At 56.2% G+C, this 21297-nt stretch carries 18 protein-coding genes; 7 read left to right on the top strand and 11 right to left on the bottom strand.

Annotated elements, in window-relative coordinates:
• The first annotated feature begins 328 nt into the window (after positions 1 to 328).
• The gene (locus ACMGGU_RS18940; protein WP_420300985.1) at positions 329 to 1270 is read left to right on the top strand and encodes a TIGR01212 family radical SAM protein; all 942 of its coding nucleotides are present in this window, start codon (positions 329 to 331) and stop codon (positions 1268 to 1270) included.
• On the opposite strand, the gene ACMGGU_RS18935 is transcribed toward ACMGGU_RS18940, so the two are convergent.
• Complete coding sequence (locus ACMGGU_RS18935; RefSeq protein ID WP_008502820.1) at positions 1250 to 2752, bottom strand: helicase HerA-like C-terminal domain-containing protein; 1503 nt, start codon at positions 2750 to 2752, stop codon at positions 1250 to 1252. The two genes, ACMGGU_RS18940 and ACMGGU_RS18935, sit on opposite strands and share 21 nt — an antisense overlap.
• A gap of 137 nt (positions 2753 to 2889) precedes the next feature.
• Between ACMGGU_RS18935 and ACMGGU_RS18930 the strand changes: the two genes are divergently transcribed.
• Positions 2890 to 4530 (top strand): dihydroxyacetone kinase subunit DhaK, encoded by a 1641-nt coding sequence (locus ACMGGU_RS18930; RefSeq protein ID WP_248222411.1) that lies wholly within the window; start codon positions 2890 to 2892, stop codon positions 4528 to 4530.
• A gap of 43 nt (positions 4531 to 4573) precedes the next feature.
• Here the strand turns inward: ACMGGU_RS18930 and ahr are convergent, their stop codons facing one another.
• From ahr to pepA, 5 genes are all read right to left on the bottom strand, one after another.
• Complete coding sequence (gene ahr / locus ACMGGU_RS18925; RefSeq protein WP_063622544.1) at positions 4574 to 5593, bottom strand: NADPH-dependent aldehyde reductase Ahr; 1020 nt, start codon at positions 5591 to 5593, stop codon at positions 4574 to 4576.
• Positions 5594 to 5676: 83 nt separating this feature from the next.
• Positions 5677 to 6180 carry a GNAT family N-acetyltransferase gene (locus ACMGGU_RS18920; protein WP_111967955.1) on the bottom strand — a complete coding sequence of 168 codons (504 nt, stop codon included), beginning with the start codon at positions 6178 to 6180 and terminating at the stop codon, positions 5677 to 5679.
• A gap of 123 nt (positions 6181 to 6303) precedes the next feature.
• Positions 6304 to 9159: a valine--tRNA ligase gene (locus tag ACMGGU_RS18915; RefSeq protein ID WP_420300845.1), complete on the bottom strand. Its 2856-nt coding sequence runs from the start codon at positions 9157 to 9159 to the stop codon at positions 6304 to 6306.
• Positions 9159 to 9602, bottom strand: a complete 444-nt coding sequence (gene holC / locus ACMGGU_RS18910) for a DNA polymerase III subunit chi (protein WP_008502815.1) — start codon at positions 9600 to 9602, stop codon at positions 9159 to 9161. Before holC ends, ACMGGU_RS18915 begins: the two co-directional genes overlap by 1 nt.
• Before the next feature lie 119 nt (positions 9603 to 9721).
• Positions 9722 to 11233, bottom strand: coding sequence for a leucyl aminopeptidase (pepA, locus tag ACMGGU_RS18905; RefSeq protein ID WP_252077685.1), 1512 nt, complete (start codon positions 11231 to 11233; stop codon positions 9722 to 9724).
• 266 nt (positions 11234 to 11499) lie between these two features.
• On the opposite strand from pepA, the gene lptF reads away from it, so the two are divergent.
• The 5 genes from lptF (at position 11500) to mtgA (ending at position 17759) form a co-directional block, all read left to right on the top strand.
• Positions 11500 to 12600 carry an LPS export ABC transporter permease LptF gene (gene lptF, locus ACMGGU_RS18900; protein WP_048028830.1) on the top strand — a complete coding sequence of 367 codons (1101 nt, stop codon included), beginning with the start codon at positions 11500 to 11502 and terminating at the stop codon, positions 12598 to 12600.
• Positions 12600 to 13682, top strand: a complete 1083-nt coding sequence (lptG, locus tag ACMGGU_RS18895) for an LPS export ABC transporter permease LptG (protein ID WP_420300844.1) — start codon at positions 12600 to 12602, stop codon at positions 13680 to 13682. The genes lptF and lptG overlap by 1 nt, the downstream gene beginning before the upstream one ends.
• A 135-nt stretch (positions 13683 to 13817) precedes the next feature.
• Positions 13818 to 16151, top strand: a complete 2334-nt coding sequence (arcB, locus tag ACMGGU_RS18890; protein WP_048225127.1) for an aerobic respiration two-component sensor histidine kinase ArcB — start codon at positions 13818 to 13820, stop codon at positions 16149 to 16151.
• A gap of 232 nt (positions 16152 to 16383) precedes the next feature.
• Positions 16384 to 17037, top strand: a complete 654-nt coding sequence (gene elbB / locus ACMGGU_RS18885; protein WP_048029292.1) for an isoprenoid biosynthesis glyoxalase ElbB — start codon at positions 16384 to 16386, stop codon at positions 17035 to 17037.
• Complete coding sequence (gene mtgA / locus ACMGGU_RS18880; RefSeq protein WP_063622540.1) at positions 17034 to 17759, top strand: monofunctional biosynthetic peptidoglycan transglycosylase; 726 nt, start codon at positions 17034 to 17036, stop codon at positions 17757 to 17759. Before elbB ends, mtgA begins: the two co-directional genes overlap by 4 nt.
• 41 nt (positions 17760 to 17800) lie before the next feature.
• Here the strand turns inward: mtgA and npr are convergent, their stop codons facing one another.
• The 5 genes from npr to rpoN form a co-directional block, all read right to left on the bottom strand.
• Entirely contained in the window at positions 17801 to 18073 is a 273-nt protein-coding gene (gene npr / locus ACMGGU_RS18875) for a PTS phosphocarrier protein NPr (protein WP_003861872.1), read from the bottom strand.
• Positions 18070 to 18924 (bottom strand): RNase adapter RapZ, encoded by an 855-nt coding sequence (rapZ, locus tag ACMGGU_RS18870; RefSeq protein ID WP_045910110.1) that lies wholly within the window; start codon positions 18922 to 18924, stop codon positions 18070 to 18072. The genes npr and rapZ overlap by 4 nt, the downstream gene beginning before the upstream one ends.
• A gap of 45 nt (positions 18925 to 18969) precedes the next feature.
• Positions 18970 to 19461, bottom strand: a complete 492-nt coding sequence (ptsN, locus tag ACMGGU_RS18865; protein ID WP_008501443.1) for a PTS IIA-like nitrogen regulatory protein PtsN — start codon at positions 19459 to 19461, stop codon at positions 18970 to 18972.
• An 82-nt stretch (positions 19462 to 19543) separates the two neighbouring features.
• Positions 19544 to 19831: a ribosome hibernation promoting factor gene (gene hpf / locus ACMGGU_RS18860; RefSeq protein ID WP_013098943.1), complete on the bottom strand. Its 288-nt coding sequence runs from the start codon at positions 19829 to 19831 to the stop codon at positions 19544 to 19546.
• A gap of 22 nt (positions 19832 to 19853) precedes the next feature.
• A complete protein-coding gene (rpoN, locus tag ACMGGU_RS18855; RefSeq protein ID WP_048225120.1) occupies positions 19854 to 21287 on the bottom strand; it encodes an RNA polymerase factor sigma-54 in 1434 nt (477 codons plus the stop codon).
• Positions 21288 to 21297 lie beyond the last annotated feature (10 nt).

Raw genomic sequence — 21297 nt, 5'->3', positions numbered from 1 at the left:
AAGAGCGCAACGGAGTGTGATCTGACTCACTATATGAAAGCGGTATTATCAATGTAGCGTGCTGAATAGCGGTTTTATAGCAGAATAATAATCTGGCATTATCTGCAAACCCGCATAAACACACTGTTTTTCAGTGCTGGCGCTATAAATGAAAAAAACAATCAGAACATAAGGAAAAGTAATCACGTACGGCGTGAATGAAATTGCAGTAATCCTGAGTATTTATTCATATAGATAAAGGCCGTCCAGGGCGATTGATCCAGGTCATCGCCGACAGAGGCTAAAAATGGCAGGCTTGTCCCCTTTCTCCGGGACGGTCTATCAGATTATGCAGTTACAGAAATTAGTCAATATGTTTGGTGGGGATCTTTTGCAGCGGTACGGGCAAAAGGTTCATAAGCTGACGCTGCACGGCGGGTTTAGCTGCCCGAATCGCGACGGCACCATCGGGCGCGGCGGCTGCACCTTCTGTAACGTCGCGTCGTTTGCCGATGAAGCGCAGCAGCACCATTCTATCGCTGAGCAGCTTGCCCACCAGGCCAGCCTGGTGAACCGCGCGAAGCAGTATCTGGCCTATTTTCAGGCTTATACCAGCACGTGGGCGGAGGTGCAGGTATTGCGTTCGATGTATCAGCAGGCCGTCAGCCAGGCCAGTATCGTTGGGCTGTGCGTGGGAACGCGCCCGGACTGCGTACCGGACGCGGTGCTGGACCTGCTCAGCGAGTACAAAGAACAAGGCTACGAGATCTGGCTGGAGCTGGGCTTGCAAACGGCACATGACAAAACGCTGCACCGCATTAACCGTGGGCATGATTTTGCCTGCTACCAACGCACCACGCGCCTGGCCCGCGAGCGCGGGCTGAAGGTCTGTTCGCACCTGATTGTTGGGTTACCCGGCGAAGGTCAACAGCATGGCCTTGAAACGCTGGAAAGGGTCGTTGAAACCGGGGTGGACGGCATCAAGCTGCATCCGCTGCATATCGTGAAGGGCAGCATTATGGCGAAAGCCTGGGAGGCCGGGCGGTTAAGCGGTATCGAGCTTGAGGACTATACGGTGACGGCGGGGGAGATGATTCGCCACACGCCGCAGGATATTGTCTACCACCGCATCTCGGCCAGCGCCCGCCGTCCAACGCTTCTGGCACCGCTGTGGTGTGAGAACCGCTGGACGGGGATGGTGGAAATCGACCGCTACCTGCAGGAGAATGGCGTTCAGGGTTCGGCGCTGGGCCGCCCGTGGGTTCCGCGTCTACCGGCGACGGCCGCCTAACAAACTCCCCAGCATGCCGCGCACGATCTGATTGGTGACCTGTCGGGCTGCGCTTTTCGCCATGGTCTGCACCACGCCATCGCGTTTGCCGCCGCGCGGCCCGGTGCTGCCGAACAGAATGTCTTTGAGTCCACCGAGAATGCCGTCATCCACGGCGACTGATTGCCCTTTAGCGGCAGGTGCATCCTGCGATTCCGTTGTCGCCTGGACCCCTTTTTGCAGCATCTCGAACGCGGACTCGCGATCCACCTCGTCTTCGTATTTCCCGTAAACCGGAGAGTGGTTAATCAGGCCGTTGCGCTCATCGTCGGTCACCGGCCCCATGCGCGAGCAAGGTGCAATGACCATGGCGCGTTCCACCACGGACGGGCTGCCCTTCGCATCGAGGAACGAGATCAGCGCTTCACCGGTGCCTAACGCCTGAATCGCCGCTTCGGTATCAAAGGCAGGGTTGGCGCGCATGGTTTGCGCGGCGGCTTTCACCGCTTTCTGATCTTTCGGCGTAAAGGCACGCAGGGCATGCTGCACGCGGTTGCCGAGCTGCCCGAGCACGTTGTCGGGGATATCCGACGGGTTTTGCGAGACAAACCAGACGCCGACGCCTTTGGAGCGGATCAGGCGGATAACCTGTTCGATCTTATCCAGCAGGACCTGAGGTGCATCGTTAAACAACAGATGCGCTTCGTCAAAGAAGAACACCAGCTTCGGTTTTTCCAGATCGCCTGCTTCGGGTAATTGTTCATAGAGTTCGGAGAGCATCCACAGCAGGCTGGCGGCGTAAAGTTTCGGCATCTGGTAGAGCTTCTCTGAGCTCAGGATGTTAATAATGCCTTTGCCACTACTGTCGGTGCGCATCCAGTCTTTGATATCCAGCATGGGTTCACCAAAGAAATGCTCAGCGCCCTGTTGCTCAAGCGTCAGTAGCCCGCGCTGAATAGCGCCCACCGAGGCGCTGCTGATGTTGCCGTACTGGTTCTGGAAGGATTTGGCGTTATCGCCGATGTACTGTGTAATGGCGCGCAGATCTTTGAAATCAAGCAGCAGTAGCCCCTGGTCATCGGCAATGCGGAAGATAATATTCAGCACGCCGGACTGCACGTCGTTGAGGTTAAGCAGACGGGCCAGCAGCAGCGGGCCAAGATCGGAGACGGTGGCGCGTACCGGGTGGCCTTTTTCACCGAAGATGTCCCACACCACCACCGGGTTACCGTGCGGCGTCCAGTCCGTGATGCCAATATTTTTCAGCCGTTCGAGCAGTTTTTCAGAGGCCGTCCCTTCCTGAGCCACACCGGTTAAATCGCCTTTTACGTCAGCCATAAAGACTGGTACGCCAATCTCCGAAAGCGACTCCGCCAGCTTTTGCAGGGTGACGGTTTTCCCCGTCCCGGTCGCGCCGGTGATCAGACCGTGGCGGTTCGCCATCGCGGGCAGTAAATAGAGCTCTTTTTCCAGCGTCCGGGCAATTAACAATGGTGTACTCATGATGCGCTTCCTCTCTTAGTCCTGGGTGGAGTATAGGCAACCTGATAGCAATTTGGTTGAGTAAATTCCTGACTTTGCGGCGCATTATCCAGCGCGGACTATGCTTTTGCATACGGTTCACAAAATAGTGGGAAACTATGTCCAGATTCTTCTTTAACGATCGCAAACAGCTGGTCAACGATGCCATTGAAGGCATACTGCTTTCTGCGCCACATGCCAATCTCGTCAAGCTTGATATCGATCCGGCCATCAGGATCGTCGCACGCGGCGACTGGGACAAAAGCCGCGTGGCGGTGATCTCCGGCGGCGGCTCAGGCCACGAACCCGCGCACGCCGGGTTTGTCGGCAAAGGGATGCTGACGGCGGCAGTGTGCGGCGATCTGTTTGCCTCGCCGAGCGTGGATGCGGTGCTGAATGCCATTGTGGCGGTCACGGGCGATCGCGGCTGTCTGCTGATCGTCAAAAACTACACCGGCGACCGCCTGAATTTTGGCCTGGCGGCCGAAAAGGCCAAGCGCTACGGCCTGAAGGTGGAGATGGTGATTGTGGCAGACGACATCGCGCTGCCGGATAACAAGCAGCCGCGCGGTATTGCCGGTACGGCACTGGTGCACAAGATTGCGGGCTATGCGGCGGAGCAGGGGAAATCGCTGAGCGAGGTGCGGGATATTGCGCAACAGGCCTGCGATAACCTCTGGAGCCTGGGCGTGGCGATGCAAACCTGTAACCTGCCGGGCAGCGACGATGAAGAGGGGCGCATTAAACAAGGCCATGTCGAGCTGGGCCTGGGCATTCACGGCGAACCCGGGGCTTCCGTGGTAGATACGCAAAACAGCAAAGCCATTATCGACACTCTGGTGACGCCGTTAAGCACGCAGGCGGGTAAGGGGCGTTTTGCGGTGCTGATTAACAATCTTGGCGGCGTATCGGCGCTGGAGATGGCGCTGCTGACCAAAGAGCTGGCGCATTCGGCGCTGAAAGAGAGTATCGCGTACCTGATCGGCCCTGCGCCGCTGGTCAGCGCGCTGGATATGAAAGGCTTTTCTCTGACGCTGCTGAAGCTCAACGATTTCTTCGAAAAGGCGATTCACGCCGACGTCGAGACGCTGGGCTGGCAGAAGCCCGTCGCGTTTGCGCCACTGCGTACCGTGGCGCATAGCGCCATTCATGACCGTGTGGAGTACACCCCGTCTGACAATCCCCAGGTGCGTGCGTTTGTCTCCTCCGTGTCGACAACGCTGATCCAGCTGGAAAACCGCCTGAACGCGCTGGATGCCAAAGTGGGGGATGGCGATACCGGCTCTACCTTTGCGCAAGGGGCGCGGGATATTGCGCAGCGCCTGGAGGAGAACACGCTCCCGCTTAATGACGTGTCTAAGCTGCTACTGCTGGTTGGCGAGCGGCTGGCTACGGTGATGGGCGGGTCGAGCGGGGTGCTGATGTCGATCTTCTTCACCGCGGCCGGGCAAAAGCTTCACGATGGTCAGACGCTCCCGGAGGCCTTGCTCAGTGGACTTGCGCAGATGAAGCAGTACGGCGGAGCGGATCTTGGCGATCGCACGCTGATCGATGCGCTGCAACCGGCGCTGGAAGCGTTACAGAAAGGCAATATTCAGGCGGCAGCGCAGGCCGCGCAGCAGGGCGCAGAAGCAACGTCGAAAATGGCAAAAGCCGGCGCGGGACGCTCGTCGTATGTCAATAAAGAGAACCTGGATGGGGTGATGGATCCGGGAGCGGTCGCGGTAGCGGAAGTATTTAACGTATTGGCGCAGCGGTGAAAGTAGGCCGGGTAAGGCGAAGCCATTACCCGGCACTGTCACATCAGAAATCTGCTTTCAACACCACGCGGTAACGAGCTTTGCCGTCGCGCACGTGCTGGATCGCTTCGTTGATTTTCGACATCGGATACAGTTCGGTGGTCGGCGCCACTTTGGTGCGTCCGGCGAATTTCATCAGTTTGCGCAGCTCGTACGGCGTACCGGTTGCAGAACCGGATATGCTGCGATCCCCGCCGATCAGGGTAAACGCCGGAACCGGCAGCGGCTTCATCACCGCACCCACGGTGTGGAAGTTACCGCCGTAGGACAGCGCTTCAAAGTACGGCTGCCAGTCGAGATCGACGTTAACGGTGTTGATGATCAGGTCAAACTGGCCCGCCAGCGCGTTCAGCGCTTGCGGATCGCGGCTGTTCACCACTTTATCCGCCCCCATCGCCAGCACTTCTTTCTCTTTCGCCGGGTTCGAGCTGAACGCCGTGACTTCACAGCCCATCGCGTGCAGCAGCTTAATGGCAATATGCCCCAGTCCGCCGATACCGATGACGCCGACGCGGCTGGTGGCGGTGATATGGTGCATCAGCAGCGGTTTGAAGACGGTGATACCACCACACAGCAGCGGGCCGGCGGATTCGATATCAATGCTTTCCGGCAGCGGGATAACCCATTGCCAGTCGGCGCGCAGTTTATCGGCAAAACCGCCTTTGTTCAGAATGGTGGGAACGGCGCCTTCGAGGCAGTTGATCTGATTGCCACTGATACAGGCATCGCAGTGACCACAGCTGCGCGCTGTCCAGCCAATGCCTACGCGCTGGCCCACTTTCAGCCCTTTGTCCTGCGCGGCGCTACCGAGCGCCACGACGCGGCCAATGACTTCGTGTCCGGCAACCAGCGGATAGCTGGAGAAGCCCCATTCGTTATCGATCATCGAGAGATCCGAGTGGCAGATCCCGCAGTAATCAACCTGTACTTCGACGTCTTCTGCTTTTAGTTCGCCCGCATCGTACTCGTACAGCTCAAGTTCTGCACCCGCCTGCGGTGCGGCGTAGCTTTTTATCTTCGACATCGTGTTTCCCCCGTTGTGGTGTGAACTGAGAGTGTAGAGCATTCAGTTTACAGCCGCTTAACAGAAGAGGGCAGGAACGAAAGTTACAGACTTTTCAGCATCCTGACTTCGCAATCAACGTGGCCGGTACAGCCCAGCGGCGCATCGATATGCTCAAAGCCCAGATGTTCATACAGGCCGATGGCCTCTTTTAGGAAGGCGGTCGTTTCCAGGTAGCAGCGGGTAAAGCCCTGCTTGCGCGCGTGGTCCAGCGCCATCAGCGCCAGCTTTTTGGCCAGTCCTTGTCCGCGTGCCGTTGGCAGGAAATACATTTTTTGCAGTTCGCAGATATCCGGCTCGCTGCAACTGAGGGGCGCCACGCCGCCGCCGCCGACTACCTGGCCGTTCTGCTCTATTACCCAGTAGGCATGCCCCGGCTGGCTGTAAAGCTGAAAAAGCGCGTCCAGATTCGGGTCGGCAACCGTGTAGCCTTTGTCAGCCGTCAGGCCATATTCGGCAGAAACGGTGCGAATAACGGCGGCGATAGCCGGATTATCCTGCTCAGTGATCCGACGCATCGTCGTCGCGACGGGGGTAATCACGCTCATAGCATTACTCATTACAAAAATTGACACATAACTGCTGTTAATAGCACCGCAGAAAGGGGAGTGCAAGCGAGGAGTTTTCAGGAAGGTTACCCCTTACGCCCTGAAGCGTAAGGGGTAAAAGCATTACAGGGCAGCGATAACCGCTTGCTGCTCAATCAGCTTGGTCTTCGCATCGGCGAAGGCAACCAGACGCTCACGCTCTTTCGCGATGACCGCTTCCGGCGCGCGGGCAACAAAGCCTTCGTTTGCCAGTTTGCTTTCGATTTTGCCAATTTCCACGTCGACTTTCGCCACTTCTTTCGCCAGACGAGCCAGCTCGGCGTCTTTGTCGATCAGACCTGCCATCGGGATCAGCAGCTCGGCACCGTCGATGATTTTGGTCACGGAAACCGGACCTTTATCATCCGCAGGCAGCACGGTGATGCTTTCCAGACGCGCCATGGTTTTCAGGAAGGTGTTGTTCTCGGTGACGCGACGAACGGCCGCTTCGCTGCAGCCGCGCAGCAGCAGCTCCAGCGGTTTGCCAGGCGCGATGTTCATTTCAGCACGAATGTTACGTACCGCCACGATCGCCTGCTTCAGCCACTCGGTATCCGCAGACGCCGCTTCATCGACTTTCGACGCATCGAATGCCGGGAACGGTTGCAGCATGATGGTGTCGGCGTTGATGCCTGCAATCACCTTCACGCGCTGCCAGATGGTCTCGGTGATGAATGGAATAACCGGGTGCGCCAGGCGCAGCAGGCCTTCCAGAACGGTAATCAGCGTGTTGCGCGTGCCGCGCAGCTCTGCCTCAGTGCCGCCGTTCATGACCGGCTTCGCCAGCTCCAGATACCAGTCACAGAACTGGTTCCAGGTGAATTCATACAGAATGCCCGCCGCGATGTCGAAGCGGTAGCTGTCCAGCGCCTCGCGGAACGCTTTCACTGTCTGGTTGAATTCCGCCAGGATCCAGCGGTCAGCCAGGGAGAGAGTCATCTCGCCGCCGTTGAAGCCGCAATCCTGATCTTCGGTGTTCATCAGCACGAAGCGGCTGGCGTTCCACAGCTTGTTACAGAAGTTACGGTAACCTTCCAGACGCTTCATGTCCCAGTTGATGTCACGACCGGTCGAGGCCAGCGCCGCCAGGGTGAAACGCAGGGCGTCGGTACCGTGAGCCTCAATCCCGTTCGGGAACTGCTTCTCGGTGCGCTTGCGGATTTTCTCCGCCAGCTGCGGCTGCATCATGTTGCCGGTGCGTTTTTCCAGCAGCTCTTCCAGAGAGATACCATCAACCATATCCAGCGGGTCGATGACGTTACCCTTGGATTTGGACATCTTCTGGCCTTCGTCGTCGCGGATCAGACCGGTCATATAGACGGTATGGAACGGAACCTGCGGCTTGCCGTCTTCGTCTTTGATGAAGTGCATGGTCATCATGATCATGCGGGCAATCCAGAAGAAGATAATGTCGAAGCCGGACACCATCACGCTGGTTGGGTGGAACTGACGCAGCGCGTCGGTGTTTTCTGGCCAGCCGAGGGTGGAGAAGGTCCACAGCGCGGAGGAGAACCAGGTATCCAGCACGTCTTCGTCCTGACGCAGGGCTACGTCTGCGCTCAGGTTGTTTTCCTGACGCACTTCATCTTCGCTGCGGCCAACGTAAACGTTGCCGTCGTTGTCGTACCATGCCGGGATACGGTGACCCCACCACAGCTGACGGGAGATACACCAGTCCTGAATATCGCGCATCCAGGAGAAGTACATGTTTTCATACTGCTTCGGTACGAACTGAATGCTGCCGTTTTCAACCGCTTCCACAGCCGGTTTCGCCAGCACGTCGGCACGCACGTACCACTGGTCGGTCAGCATTGGCTCGATAACCACGCCACCACGGTCGCCGTACGGCACGGTCAGGTCGTGAGGTTTGATCTCTTCCAGCAGGCCAAGTGCGTCAACGGCAGCCACAATCGCTTTACGCGCGGCAAAGCGTTCCAGCTTCTGGAACTCGGCCGGGATGTCGCTGGAATAAACGTCGGATTCGTTGCCTTTGGTGTCGTACACTTCTGCGCTTTCGCGGATATCGCCGTCGAAGGTCAGAATGTTGATCATCGGCAGGGCGTGACGACGACCCACTTCATAGTCGTTGAAGTCGTGCGCCGGGGTGATTTTCACGCAGCCGGTGCCTTTTTCCATATCGGCGTGTTCGTCGCCCACAATCGGAATACGGCGGTTTACCAGCGGCAGCACCACGAATTTGCCAATCAGATCTTTATAACGCGGATCTTCCGGGTTAACGGCCACGCCGGTATCGCCCAGCAGGGTTTCCGGACGGGTGGTCGCGACCACCAGGTAATCTTTACCGTCGGCGGTTTTTGCGCCGTCGGCCAGCGGATAGCGGATATGCCACATGGAGCCCTTGGACTCGCGGTTTTCCACTTCCAGGTCAGAAATTGCGGTGCGCAGTTTCGGATCCCAGTTGACCAGGCGTTTGCCACGGTAAATCAGGTCTTCTTTGTACAGACGGACGAAGACTTCTTTCACGGCGTTGGAGAGGCCTTCATCCATGGTGAAGCGCTCGCGCTCCCAGTCCACGGAGTTGCCGAGGCGGCGCATCTGACGGGTAATCGTGCCGCCGGATTCCGCTTTCCACTGCCAGATTTTGTCGATGAACGCGTCGCGACCGTAGTCGTGGCGGGTTTTCCTTTCTTCAGCGGCAATTTTACGCTCAACCACCATCTGGGTCGCGATACCCGCGTGGTCAGTCCCCGCCTGCCACAGGGTGTTTTTACCCTGCATGCGCTGGTAGCGGATCATGGTGTCCATGATGGTCTGCTGGAAAGCATGACCCATATGCAAACTGCCGGTGACGTTCGGCGGCGGGATCATGATGCAGAAGGACTCTTTGCTTTCGTCGCCGTTAGGCTTGAAATAGCCCTGCTGTTCCCAGTGCTCGTAAAGCGGCTGTTCGATATCGCGTGGGTTATATGTCTTTTCCATTATTTCCAGGTTGCCGTATTCAGGTTAAAACCAGCCAGGCGGTACGCTTTATAGCGTTCGCGCGCCAGTTGTTTCAAAGATTCTTCGTAAGGGACAAAGTCTACCACTTCTGTGAAAGCGGTGGCAAAATCTGCAAAATCTATCCGCAGGCTAATCAGAATGTCGCGCGCGCTGCTGTTGCGCTTTTGCGGCCAGGCAATTTCAACCGGTGCCCCGCCGCGTGGCCCTTCGCCTGACAGGTTATGCGGAACAAAACTCTCCGGCGGGCGAGCCCACAGCGCTTCATCGAGACGAATGGCCTGCTGCTCATCTTCACAGGCGATCAACACGCGTTTGCCTGCGCGCCAACGTTCTGCGGCAATTTCACACACCAGCTGTTCGACGGCGCTGAGGCCATCCTGATGGGTGTCGTTGTCCAGAAGGTAGAACGTTGCATTCTTCATATATGGGGCTTCTTAGTTTTGGATTCAAATGCAAAGCCGGGTGGCGCTACGCTTACCCGGCCTACGGTTGAATGACGTTGTAGGCCGGGTAAGGCGAAGCCGCCACCCGGCATTTTATATCATTCGTCGCCGTTAAAACCCGCACGATTGAGCAGGAACTGCGACAGCAGCGCTACCGGACGACCGGTTGCGCCTTTGGCCTTGCCGGAGCGCCATGCGGTACCCGCGATATCCAGGTGCGCCCAGTTGTACTTACGGGTGAAGCGCGCCAGGAAGCAGCCCGCAGTGATCGCCCCGCCAGGACGTCCGCCGATGTTCGCCATATCCGCGAAGTTAGACTCCAGCTGCTCCTGATATTCGTCGCCCAGCGGCAGACGCCATGCGCGGTCACCGGCCTGCTCCGAGGCACCAATCAGCTCGTGCGCCAGTGGATTGTGGTTCGACATCAGGCCGGTGATGTGGTGGCCCAGCGCAATCACACAGGCGCCGGTGAGCGTGGCGACGTCAATGACCGCTTCAGGTTCGAAGCGCTCAACGTAGGTCAGCACATCGCAGAGTACCAGACGGCCTTCGGCGTCGGTGTTCAGTACTTCAACGGTCTGGCCGGACATGGTGGTCAGGACGTCACCCGGACGATAAGCGCGACCGCCGGGCATGTTTTCGCAGCCCGCCAGGACGCCGATCACGTTGATGGGCAACTGAAGTTCCGCGACCATGCGCATGACGCCGTAAACCGCCGCCGCGCCGCACATGTCATACTTCATCTCGTCCATGCCTTCGGCAGGCTTGATGGAGATACCGCCGGAATCGAAGGTCAGGCCTTTACCGACCAGCACGACAGGGCGCGCGTCTTCGGCCGGGTTGCCCTTGTACTCGATGACGGACATCAGGGATTCGTTCTGCGAGCCGTTACCGACTGCCAGGTAAGAGTGCATTCCCAGCTCTTTCATCTGCTGTTCGCCGATGACGCGGGTAATGACGTTTTTGCTGTAGGCGTCGGCCAACTGACGTGCCTGAGAGGCCAGATACGCCGCGTTACAGATGTTGGGTGGCATATTGCCGAGATCTTTAGCCGCTTTAATGCCGGCAGCAATCGCCAGACCGTGCTGGATCGCGCGTTCGCCGCTGGTCAGTTCGCGGCGGGTTGGCACGTTGAATACCATTTTACGCAACGGACGACGTGGCTCGCTTTTATTGGTCTTCAGCTGATCGAAGCTGTACAGGCTCTCTTTTGCCGTTTCGACCGCCTGACGCACTTTCCAGTAGGTGTTACGCCCTTTAACGTGCAGCTCGGTCAGGAAGCAGACGGCTTCCATTGAACCGGTATCATTCAGCGTATTGATTGTTTTATGAATCACCTGCTTATACTGACGTTCATCCAGCTCGCGTTCTTTGCCGCAGCCAATCAGCAGAATGCGCTCTGAGAGTACGTTCGGAACATGGTGCAGTAACAGCGTCTGCCCAGGTTTGCCTTCCAGTTCGCCACGGCGCAGCAGGGCGCTAATATAGCCGTCACTGATTTTATCGAGTTGCTCGGCGATCGGGGAGAGTCGGCGTGGTTCAAAGACGCCCACAACGATGCAGGCACTCCGCTGTTTCTCCGGGCTACCGCTTTTTACACTGAACTCCATGCACTACGCTCCTGAATCTTAAAGACAACGGCGGCTGCTACGGATAGAATTGAAACCTTTCGTAACTCATGTCCGCTGTTGTGGTGACTTCGTGTTAATCTTACGTTACTACGGTTTCGACACGTCAGAAAAAGTCCTGAAGCGTGAATCCGCCGGATGTTTTAATCTTAGCGATGATTTCGACGACTCAAGAGAATAAATGACGTTTAAGCCATGAAACAAGCGATTTTCCAGCAAAGAGACGGGTTTTTACGGGCGTATTTAAAGTGATAATCATAAGATATCTGGTGCGGGAGACGCTCAAAAGCCAACTGGCGATCCTCTTCATCCTGCTGCTGATTTTTTTCTGTCAGAAGCTGGTTAAGATCCTCGGTGCGGCCGTTGACGGCGAAATTCCAACAAATCTGGTGCTTTCCCTGCTTGGTTTAGGGATCCCGGAAATGGCGCAGCTTATCCTGCCGCTAAGTCTTTTCCTTGGCCTGCTCATGACGCTTGGGAAACTCTATACCGAGAGTGAAATCACGGTGATGCATGCCTGTGGCCTGAGCAAAGCGGTCCTGGTGAAAGCCGCCATGATACTGGCGCTGTTCACGGGTATCGTTGCGGCGGTGAATGTGATGTGGGCGGGGCCCATGTCTTCCCGCCATCAGGATGAAGTGCTGGCCGAAGCGAAAGCCAACCCCGGCATGGCGGCGTTAGCCCAGGGGCAGTTCCAGCAGGCAACCGACGGAAACTCCGTGCTGTTTATTGAGAGCGTTGACGGCAGTAAATTCAACGATGTCTTCCTGGCGCAGCTGCGTCCTAAAGGTAACGCACGTCCTTCCGTGGTGGTGGCAGATTCCGGTCAGCTGGCTCAGCGCAAAGATGGTTCTCAGGTCGTGACGCTGAACAAAGGCACCCGTTTCGAAGGCACCGCGATGTTGCGTGACTTCCGCATTACGGATTTCCAGAACTATCAGGCCATTATCGGCCATCAGACGGTGTCGCTCGATCCAACGGATACCGAGCAAATGGACATGCGTACCCTCTGGAATACCGATACCAACCGCGCGCGCGCTGAGTTCCACTGGCGTATTACGCTTGTCTTCACCGTGTTTATGATGGCGCTGATTGTCGTTCCGCTGAGCGTGGTGAACCCGCGTCAGGGACGCGTGCTCTCTATGCTTCCGGCGATGCTGCTTTACCTGATCTATTTCCTGCTGCAAACCTCGATTCGCTCCAACGGCGCGAAGGGCAAGCTGGATCCCATGATCTGGACGTGGTTCGTCAACAGCCTGTACATCTTACTGGCGCTGGGGTTAAACCTGTGGGATACGGTGCCTGTGCGCCGCATACGTGCCCGATTCTCGCGTAAAGGAGCCATCTAATGCAGGCGTTTGGCGTTCTTGATCGCTATATCGGTAAAACCATTTTTACCACCATCATGATGACGTTGTTCATGCTGGTGTCGCTCTCCGGCATTATCAAATTTGTCGATCAGCTGAAAAAAGCCGGGCAGGGGAGCTATGACGCGCTGGGCGCGGGGATGTATACCCTACTCAGCGTGCCGAAAGATGTGCAGATCTTCTTCCCGATGGCGGCCCTGCTGGGGGCACTGCTGGGGCTGGGTATGCTGGCGCAGCGCAGCGAGCTGGTCGTTATGCAGGCCTCGGGTTTTACCCGCATGCAGGTCGCGCTGTCGGTAATGAAAACCGCCATCCCACTGGTGCTGTTGACCATGGCGATTGGCGAGTGGGTCGCGCCGCAGGGCGAACAGATGGCGCGTAACTATCGTGCTCAGGCGATGTACGGCGGCTCACTGCTCTCGACTCAGCAAGGTTTATGGGCCAAAGACGGAAAAAACTTCGTCTACATCGAACGGGTGAAGGGGAATGATGAACTGGGCGGAGTGAGCATCTACGCTTTCGATGACCAGCGCCGTCTGCAGTCCGTTCGCCACGCCTCTTCGGCGAAGTTTGACGCCGAACATAAGCAGTGGCGGTTGTCCCAGGTTGATGAATCTAAACTGACCGATCCGAAACAGATTACGGGTTCTCAGACGGTAACCGGTACGTGGAAAACCAACCTGACGCCCGATAAGCTCGGCGTCGTGGCGCTGGATCCTGACGCGCTCTCCATCAGTGGTTTGCACAACTATGTGAAATACCTGAAGTCGAGCGGACAGGATGCGGGACGCTATCAGCTCAACATGTGGAGCAAAATCTTCCAGCCGATGTCCGTGGCGGTAATGATGCTGATGGCGCTGTCGTTTATCTTCGGCCCGTTGCGCAGCGTGCCGATGGGGGTTCGCGTCGTGACCGGCATCAGCTTCGGCTTTGTGTTCTACGTGCTCGATCAGATCTTCGGTCCGCTGACGCTGGTTTATGGCATTCCGCCGATTATCGGTGCGCTGCTGCCAAGCGCCAGCTTCCTCCTGATCAGTCTCTGGCTGCTGTTGAAACGCTCCTGATTGACCTTACCTCGCTTCCGGTTGCCCGGGAGCGAGGCTAATCTCCTGTTTCACCCCGCACTTTTTCTCACAACCTTCAACGTCCCGCCGCGAATTTGAGTATTATTGAGCGATAACGTCGTGAAGGGATCCTCTATGAAGCAAATTCGAATGCTTGCCCAGTATTACGTCGACCTGATGATGAAGCTTGGGCTGGTGCGTTTTTCCATGCTGCTTGCGCTGGCGCTGGTCGTTCTGGCGATTGTCGTGCAAATGGCGGTTACCATGGTTCTGCATGGTCAGGTCGAGAGTATCGACGTCATCCGCTCCATCTTCTTTGGCTTGCTTATTACTCCCTGGGCGGTCTATTTCCTTTCCGTAGTGGTTGAACAGCTGGAAGAGTCCCGTCAGCGTTTATCTAAGCTGGTGGATAAACTGGAAGAGATGCGCGAGCGCGACCTGAAGCTCAACGTCCAGCTCAAAGACAACATTGCGCAGCTGAATCAGGAGATTTCAGATCGTGAGAAGGCGGAGGCCGAGCGTCAGGCCACCCTGGAGCAGCTGAAAATCGAAATGAAAGAGCGCGAGGTCACGCAGATCCAGCTTGAGCAGCAATCTTCTTTCCTGCGGTCGTTCCTGGATGCGTCGCCGGATCTGGTGTTCTACCGTAATGAAGATAAAGAATTTTCCGGCTGTAACCGGGCGATGGAGTTGCTTACCGGGAAAAGCGAGAAGCAGCTGATTCACCTGAAGCCGCAGGACGTTTACTCTGAAGAGGCGGCTGCCAAGGTCATGGAGACCGACGAAAAAGTCTTCCGTCATAACGTCTCGCTGACCTATGAACAGTGGCTGGACTACCCGGACGGACGCAAAGCCTGCTTTGAGATCCGTAAGGTGCCCTACTATGACCGCGTGGGCAAACGCCACGGCCTGATGGGCTTTGGCCGCGACATCACCGAGCGTAAGCGCTATCAGGATGCCCTGGAGCGCGCCAGCCGCGACAAGACCACCTTTATCTCCACCATCAGCCACGAGCTGCGTACGCCGCTTAACGGCATCGTCGGGTTGAGCCGTATTCTGCTGGATACCGACCTGACCGCAGAGCAGGAAAAATACCTCAAGACTATCCATGTCTCAGCGGTCACGCTGGGTAATATCTTCAATGATATTATTGATATGGATAAGATGGAGCGCCGTAAAGTTCAGCTTGATAACCAGCCGGTTGATTTCACCAGCTTCCTTGCCGATCTGGAAAACCTGTCCGGCCTGCAGGCGCAGCAGAAGGGCCTGAGCTTTGTTATGGAGCCCACCCTGCCGCTGCCGCATAAGGTGGTGACTGACGGCACGCGACTGCGCCAGATCCTGTGGAACCTGATCAGCAACGCGGTGAAATTCACCCAGAAGGGGCAGGTGGCGGTGCGTATCCGCTATGACGAAGGCGACATGCTGCACTTCGAGGTAGAGGACTCCGGAATTGGTATTCCGCAGGAAGAGCAGGACAAGATCTTTGCCATGTACTACCAGGTGAAAGACAGCAACGGCGGGAAACCGGCGACCGGAACAGGCATTGGCCTGGCGGTCTCTAAACGTCTGGCGAAGAGCATGGGCGGTGATATCACCGTAGCCAGCCAGCCGGGGAAAGGGTCAACCTTCACGCTGACGGTCCATGCGCCAGCGGTGGCGGAAGAGGTAGAAGATACCTTTGAAAATGACGATATGCCGCTACCTGCCCTGCACGTCCTGCTGGTGGAAGACATTGAGCTGAACGTGATCGTGGCGCGCTCGGTGCTGGAAAAACTGGGCAACAGCGTGGATGTCGCGATGACCGGCAAAGCCGCGCTGGAGATGTTTAAACCCGGCGAATACGATCTTGTTCTGCTGGATATTCAATTACCGGATATGACCGGGCTGGATATCTCGCGCGAGCTGACGCGTCAGTACGCGGCCGACGAACTGCCGCCGCTGGTTGCCCTGACAGCGAACGTGCTGAAAGATAAAAAAGAGTATCTCGATGCCGGTATGGACGATGTACTCAGCAAGCCGCTGGCGGTGCCTGCTCTGACCGCTATGATCAAAAAGTTCTGGGATACCCATGATGAAGAGGAGAGCACCATGACGTCTGTTGATAGCGCAAAAGCCCAAACGATACTCGATACCGCGATGCTGGAGCAGTATATCGATCTGGTGGGGCCGAAACTGATTACCGACGGTCTGGCCGTGTTCGAAAAAATGATGCCGGGCTATCTGAGCGTGCTGGAATCCAACCTGACGGCCCGTGACCAGAAGGGTATCGTGGAAGAAGGACATAAAATCAAAGGTGCAGCCGGCTCGGTTGGCTTACGCCACCTGCAGCAACTGGGACAACAGATTCAGTCGCCTGATTTACCTGCATGGGAAGATAACGTGGGTGATTGGGTTGAAGAGATGAAGCAAGAGTGGCAAAACGATGTTGCGGTGCTTAAAGCCTGGGTTGACGCCAGAAAAAAATGACCCCGGATTAACCGGGGTGCGCGAATACTGCGCCAACACCAGGGAAATCGTGGCTGCGCCTGTTTTTAAACGTTATTTTCGAAAGGGCGCTGCCTGAAAAATTTAGGCCGCACGCAGATAAGATAGCAAATCTTAAATGGTTTGTTACATGAATCAGTGAAATGTGTGAAGCATAGCGTTTTAATCAAAATTATTAATGTGCTTCAGCAAGTTGCAGAAAAGGATTGTCATGATGAAAAAGATTGGTGTCGTGCTCAGCGGATGTGGTGTTTACGATGGTTCTGAGATACACGAAGCCGTCATTACGCTGCTGGCCCTGGCTAAGCAGGGAGCAGAGGTGATTTGTTTTGCGCCAGACAAAAATCAGGCGGATGTGATTAACCATCTGACCGGTGAACCAATGGCGGAAACCCGTAACGTGCTGATTGAAGCCGCACGTATTGCGCGAGGTGACATCCATCCTCTTATTCAGGCAGACGCCGCAGAGCTTGATGCGCTCATTGTGCCGGGTGGATTTGGCGCGGCCAAAAATCTCAGTACCTTTGCCGCGCAGGGCGCGGAGTGTCAGATCGATCCTCATCTCAAAGCGCTGTCGCAGGCCATGCATGCGGCAGGGAAACCGCTGGGCTTTATCTGTATCGCACCGGCGATGTTGCCTAAGATTTTTGATTTCCCGCTGCGCCTGACCATCGGGACGGATATTGATACCGCGGAGATCGTCGAGGAAATGGGGGGCGAACACGTTCCGTGCCCGGTGGATGACATTGTGGTTGATGAAGATAATAAAATTGTTACCACGCCGGCCTATATGCTGGCGCAGAATATTGCAGAAGCGGCCACGGGAATCGAAAAGCTGGTCGCCCGCGTGCTGGTGCTGGCTGAATGAGTCGTCAATCCGGCGCAGGTGCGTGGGTAAAACGTACTTTATTGCGCATCGTTCTGGTGCTGGCGGTGTTTTGGGGCGGTGGACTCGCCCTGTTCAGCATTATGCCGGTTCCGTTCTCCGCCGTGATGGTTGAGCGTCAGCTCGGTGCGTGGCTCAGCGGTGATTTCGGCTATGTCGCCCATTCTGACTGGGTAAGCATGGACGAGATCTCGCCGTTCATGGGGCTGGCGGTCATCGCAGCGGAGGACCAGAAATTCCCGGAGCACTGGGGATTCGATGTGGCCGCGATTGAGAAGGCACTGGCGCATAACGAACGTCATGAAAACCGCGTGCGTGGCGCGTCAACGTTGTCGCAGCAGACGGCCAAAAATCTGTTTCTGTGGGACGGCCGCAGCTGGGTGCGAAAGGGGCTGGAAGCGGGATTAACCCTGGGCATGGAAACGGTCTGGAGCAAAAAGCGCATTCTGACCGTGTATCTCAACGTTGCCGAGTTTGGCGACGGGGTATTTGGTGTCGAAGCTGCATCACAACGCTATTTTAATAAACCCGCCAGCAAGCTGAGCATGTCGGAGGCGGCGCTGCTCGCGGCTGTTCTGCCTAATCCCATCCGTTTTAAAGCCAGTGCCCCATCAGGCTACGTGCGTAGCCGTCAGGCGTGGATTATGCGCCAGATGCGTCAGTTGGGAGGAGAAGGGTTTATGGAGAGCAACAAACTTATGTAGGGCGGGTAAGCGCAGCGCCACCCGCCTGAAGGGGAGAGACCTTAATCTTCGTCGAACCCCGCGTTAAACAGCGCAATCACCGCCGCCAGCGCTTCCTCTTCCTGAGGGCCGGTGGCTTCGACTTCAATCTGACGCCCTTTGGCGGAATCCAGCATCAGCAGCGCGATCACGCTGTTCGCTTCCGCTTCGGTACCTTCGTCATTCCGCAGCAGAACTTCTGCATCGAAACCCTGCATCAGCTCAAACAGCTTCATCGCCGGGCGCGCATGCATGCCCAGCTTATTGGTGATCTCAACGGTCTGTTTTACGGTCATGTTTTACGTTTTTCCAGCGTGCGATGACGGGACTGAACGTTCTTTCCGCGCGAGCGGAAATAGTCGGCCAGCTGTTCGGCGATATAAACCGAACGATGTTTACCGCCGGTACAGCCAATCGCTACCGTCAGGTAGCTACGATTGTTTGTCTCCAGCATAGGTAACCATAGCTCAAGGTAGCTTCGCGTCTGGTAGATAAAATTGTGAACTTCTGTGTGCCTGTCGAGGAAGGCCGCGACGGGTTTATCCAGACCGGTCATGGGCCGCAGTTTCGGATCCCAGTGCGGGTTCGGCAGGAAGCGCACGTCGAAAACATAATCCGCATCGATCGGGATACCGTGCTTGAAGCCAAAGGATTCGAACACCATCGTCAGTTCGCGCTCGCGTTTACCCAACAACCGGGTACGCAGCATTTCTGCCAGCTCGTGAACGGACATCTCAGAGGTATCGACAATCAGGTCGGCACGAGAGCGCAACGGCTCCAGCAGATCGCTCTCTTCATCGATAGCACTTTCCAGAGAGAGGTTCTTACTGGAAAGCGGGTGCAAACGACGGGTATCGCTGTAGCGGCGGATCAGGGTATTACGGTCTGCATCAAGGAACAGCAGCTGCGGCGAGAACGCATCGGGCAGGTTACTCATGGCCTGTTCGAAGATCTCTGGCGATTCAGGCATGTTACGAACGTCGATACTGACGGCGGCCGAGGTTTGTCTCTCCGCCAGCGTACGGGCCAGTTCGGGCAACAACACGACCGGCAGGTTATCGACGCAGTAAAAACCCATGTCTTCCAGCGCGCGCAGAGCAACGGATTTCCCCGACCCTGAACGGCCACTGACAATCATCAGCACCATGTTCCGTTTCTCCTCAGGACAACAGATGTGAAGGCCATCTCCTGGTTATGCATCATCCTGATTGCCTTCTGCTTCAGTGATAATTTGATAGAGCTCTTCATCACTTTGAGCCGAGCGCAGTCGACGGCAAATGGTTTTGTCAGCCAGACGCTTGGCGACCAGCGACAGCGTATGCAGATGGGTTTTCGTCTGGTCAGCAGGCACCAGCAGCGCGAAGAGGAGATCGACGGGCTGGTTATCAATGGCATCGAAGGCGATCGGTGTTTCAAGCTGCACAAACACACCGACGGCACGCAGGGTATCCTCTTCCAGTTTGCCATGCGGGATCGCGATGCCGTTGCCGATACCGGTACTGCCCATCTTTTCACGGGTCAGAATCGCTTCGAACACCACCTGCGGCGGCAGGCCCAGCTGTTTTGCGGCCAGTTCACTGATGATCTCCAGCGCACGTTTTTTGCTCTGGCAGTGAACCGCACTGCGGGTACATTCCTGGTTAAGGACATTGCTCAGTTGAAGAGCGGAATCGTTGTTCATCATAATTTCACCTAAGCGCTAACTGTACAAATGGCCTGTTGTGTTTCACAACAGGCCGTCCTGCACCCGTTAACTGCCCGGACAATTAGTGTTGTTTCAGTTTATCTTTATGTTTATTGAGCTGTCGCGCAAGCTTATCAATCAAGCCGTCGATAGCAGCGTACATGTCTTGCCCTTCCGCACTGGCATGCAGTTCACCCCCGTTAACATGCAGGGTGGCATCCGAGATATGAGTCACTTTCTCCACTTTCAACACAATATAGACCTGATTGATCCTTTCGAAATACTGCTCGAGTTTTGCAAACTTCGTGTTCACAAAGTCGCGTAAAGCCTCAGTAATTTCGACGTTTTGTCCAGTGATGTTGAGCTGCATAGTGTCTTCCTTATCGGTTGTGTCAGACCAGCTGTTTACGCTGGTTGGACGGCGGAATGGATAAAGACTCTCGATACTTCGCAACAGTACGACGTGCCACCATAATACCCTGATCGGACAGCATGGTGGTTAACTTACTGTCGCTTAGCGGCTTCGCGGGGTTCTCCGCGGCGATCAACTTCTTCACCAGGGCACGAATGGCCGTGGACGACGCTTCGCCGCCGCCCTCGGTATTCACATGGCTGGAGAAGAAATACTTAAGCTCAAAAATACCGCGTGGACTGTGCAGATACTTCTGCGTGGTGACACGGGAAATGGTTGATTCATGCATCTCGACGGCCTGGGCGATATCCGCCAGCACCATCGGTTTCATATACTCTTCACCCTGCTCAAAGAACGCCTGCTGCTGTTCCACAATGCAGCGGCTGACGCGTAGCAGCGTATCATTTCGGCTCTCCAGACTTTTGATCAGCCATCGCGCTTCCTGCAAATTGCTACGAATATATTGATTGTCGGAGTCGTTACGCACGCTGGTGCACATGGAGGCATACTGCTGGTTGATTTGCAGGCGAGGGATACTGTCAGAGTTCAGTTCAACGACCCAGCGGCCGTTATTTTTTCTGACCAGCACATCCGGGATCACGTACTCGGGTTCGCTGGTCTGGATCGACTGACCGGGGCGCGGATCGAGCGACTGGATCAGATTCACCGCTTCTTTCAGCACCTCTTCTTTCAGGCGCGTGACGCGCATCAGGGTGCGGAAATCGTGGTTCGCCAGCAGATCCAGGTGATCGCTGATGATTAGGCGCGCCTCGTCGAGCCATGGCGTCTCTTTGCTGAACTGAGAAAGCTGGATCAGCAGGCAGTCGCGCAGATCTTTTGCGGCTACGCCTACCGGATCGAAACGCTGGATGCGCTTCAGAACGGCTTCAACTTCCTCAAGCTCAATCTCGTCGTCGCCCATGCTTTCCAGAATATCGTCCAGCGTGACGGTCAAATAGCCGGTGTCGTCAACGGCATCGACAATTGACGTGGCAATCGCGCGGTCGGTATCGGAGAAGGGGGTGAGTTCCACCTGCCACATCAGGTAATCCTGCAGCGACTGGGTGGTTTCTCCCTGATAGACCGGTAGCTCATCGTCCTGGTAGTCTGCACGCGTACCGGAAGGGGTTCCGGCGGTGTAGATTTCATCCCAGCTGGCATCCAGCGGAAGCTCGTCGGGCATCTCTTTTTGTTCGAGTGCATCCGCGGTATCGAGCGCTTCTGTATCCTGCGATTGCTGGGTATCTACCTCGTCATGAAGATCGGTTTGTTCCAGCAGGGGGTTGCTGTCCAGCGCCTGCTGGAGCTCCTGCTGAAGTTCTAACGTGGACAGTTGCAACAGGCGAATTGCCTGCTGTAGCTGCGGCGTCATCGCCAGTTGTTGGCTGAGCCTTAATTGCAAACCTTGCTTCATGTTCAGAGCA

Source organism: Enterobacter sp. BNK-8 (assembly GCF_048685095.1).
GTDB classification, from domain to species: Bacteria; Pseudomonadota; Gammaproteobacteria; order Enterobacterales; family Enterobacteriaceae; genus Enterobacter; species Enterobacter quasiroggenkampii.
The sequence above is the reverse complement of the archived record's forward strand: the minus strand, read 5'-3'. Positions and strand labels throughout refer to the sequence as shown.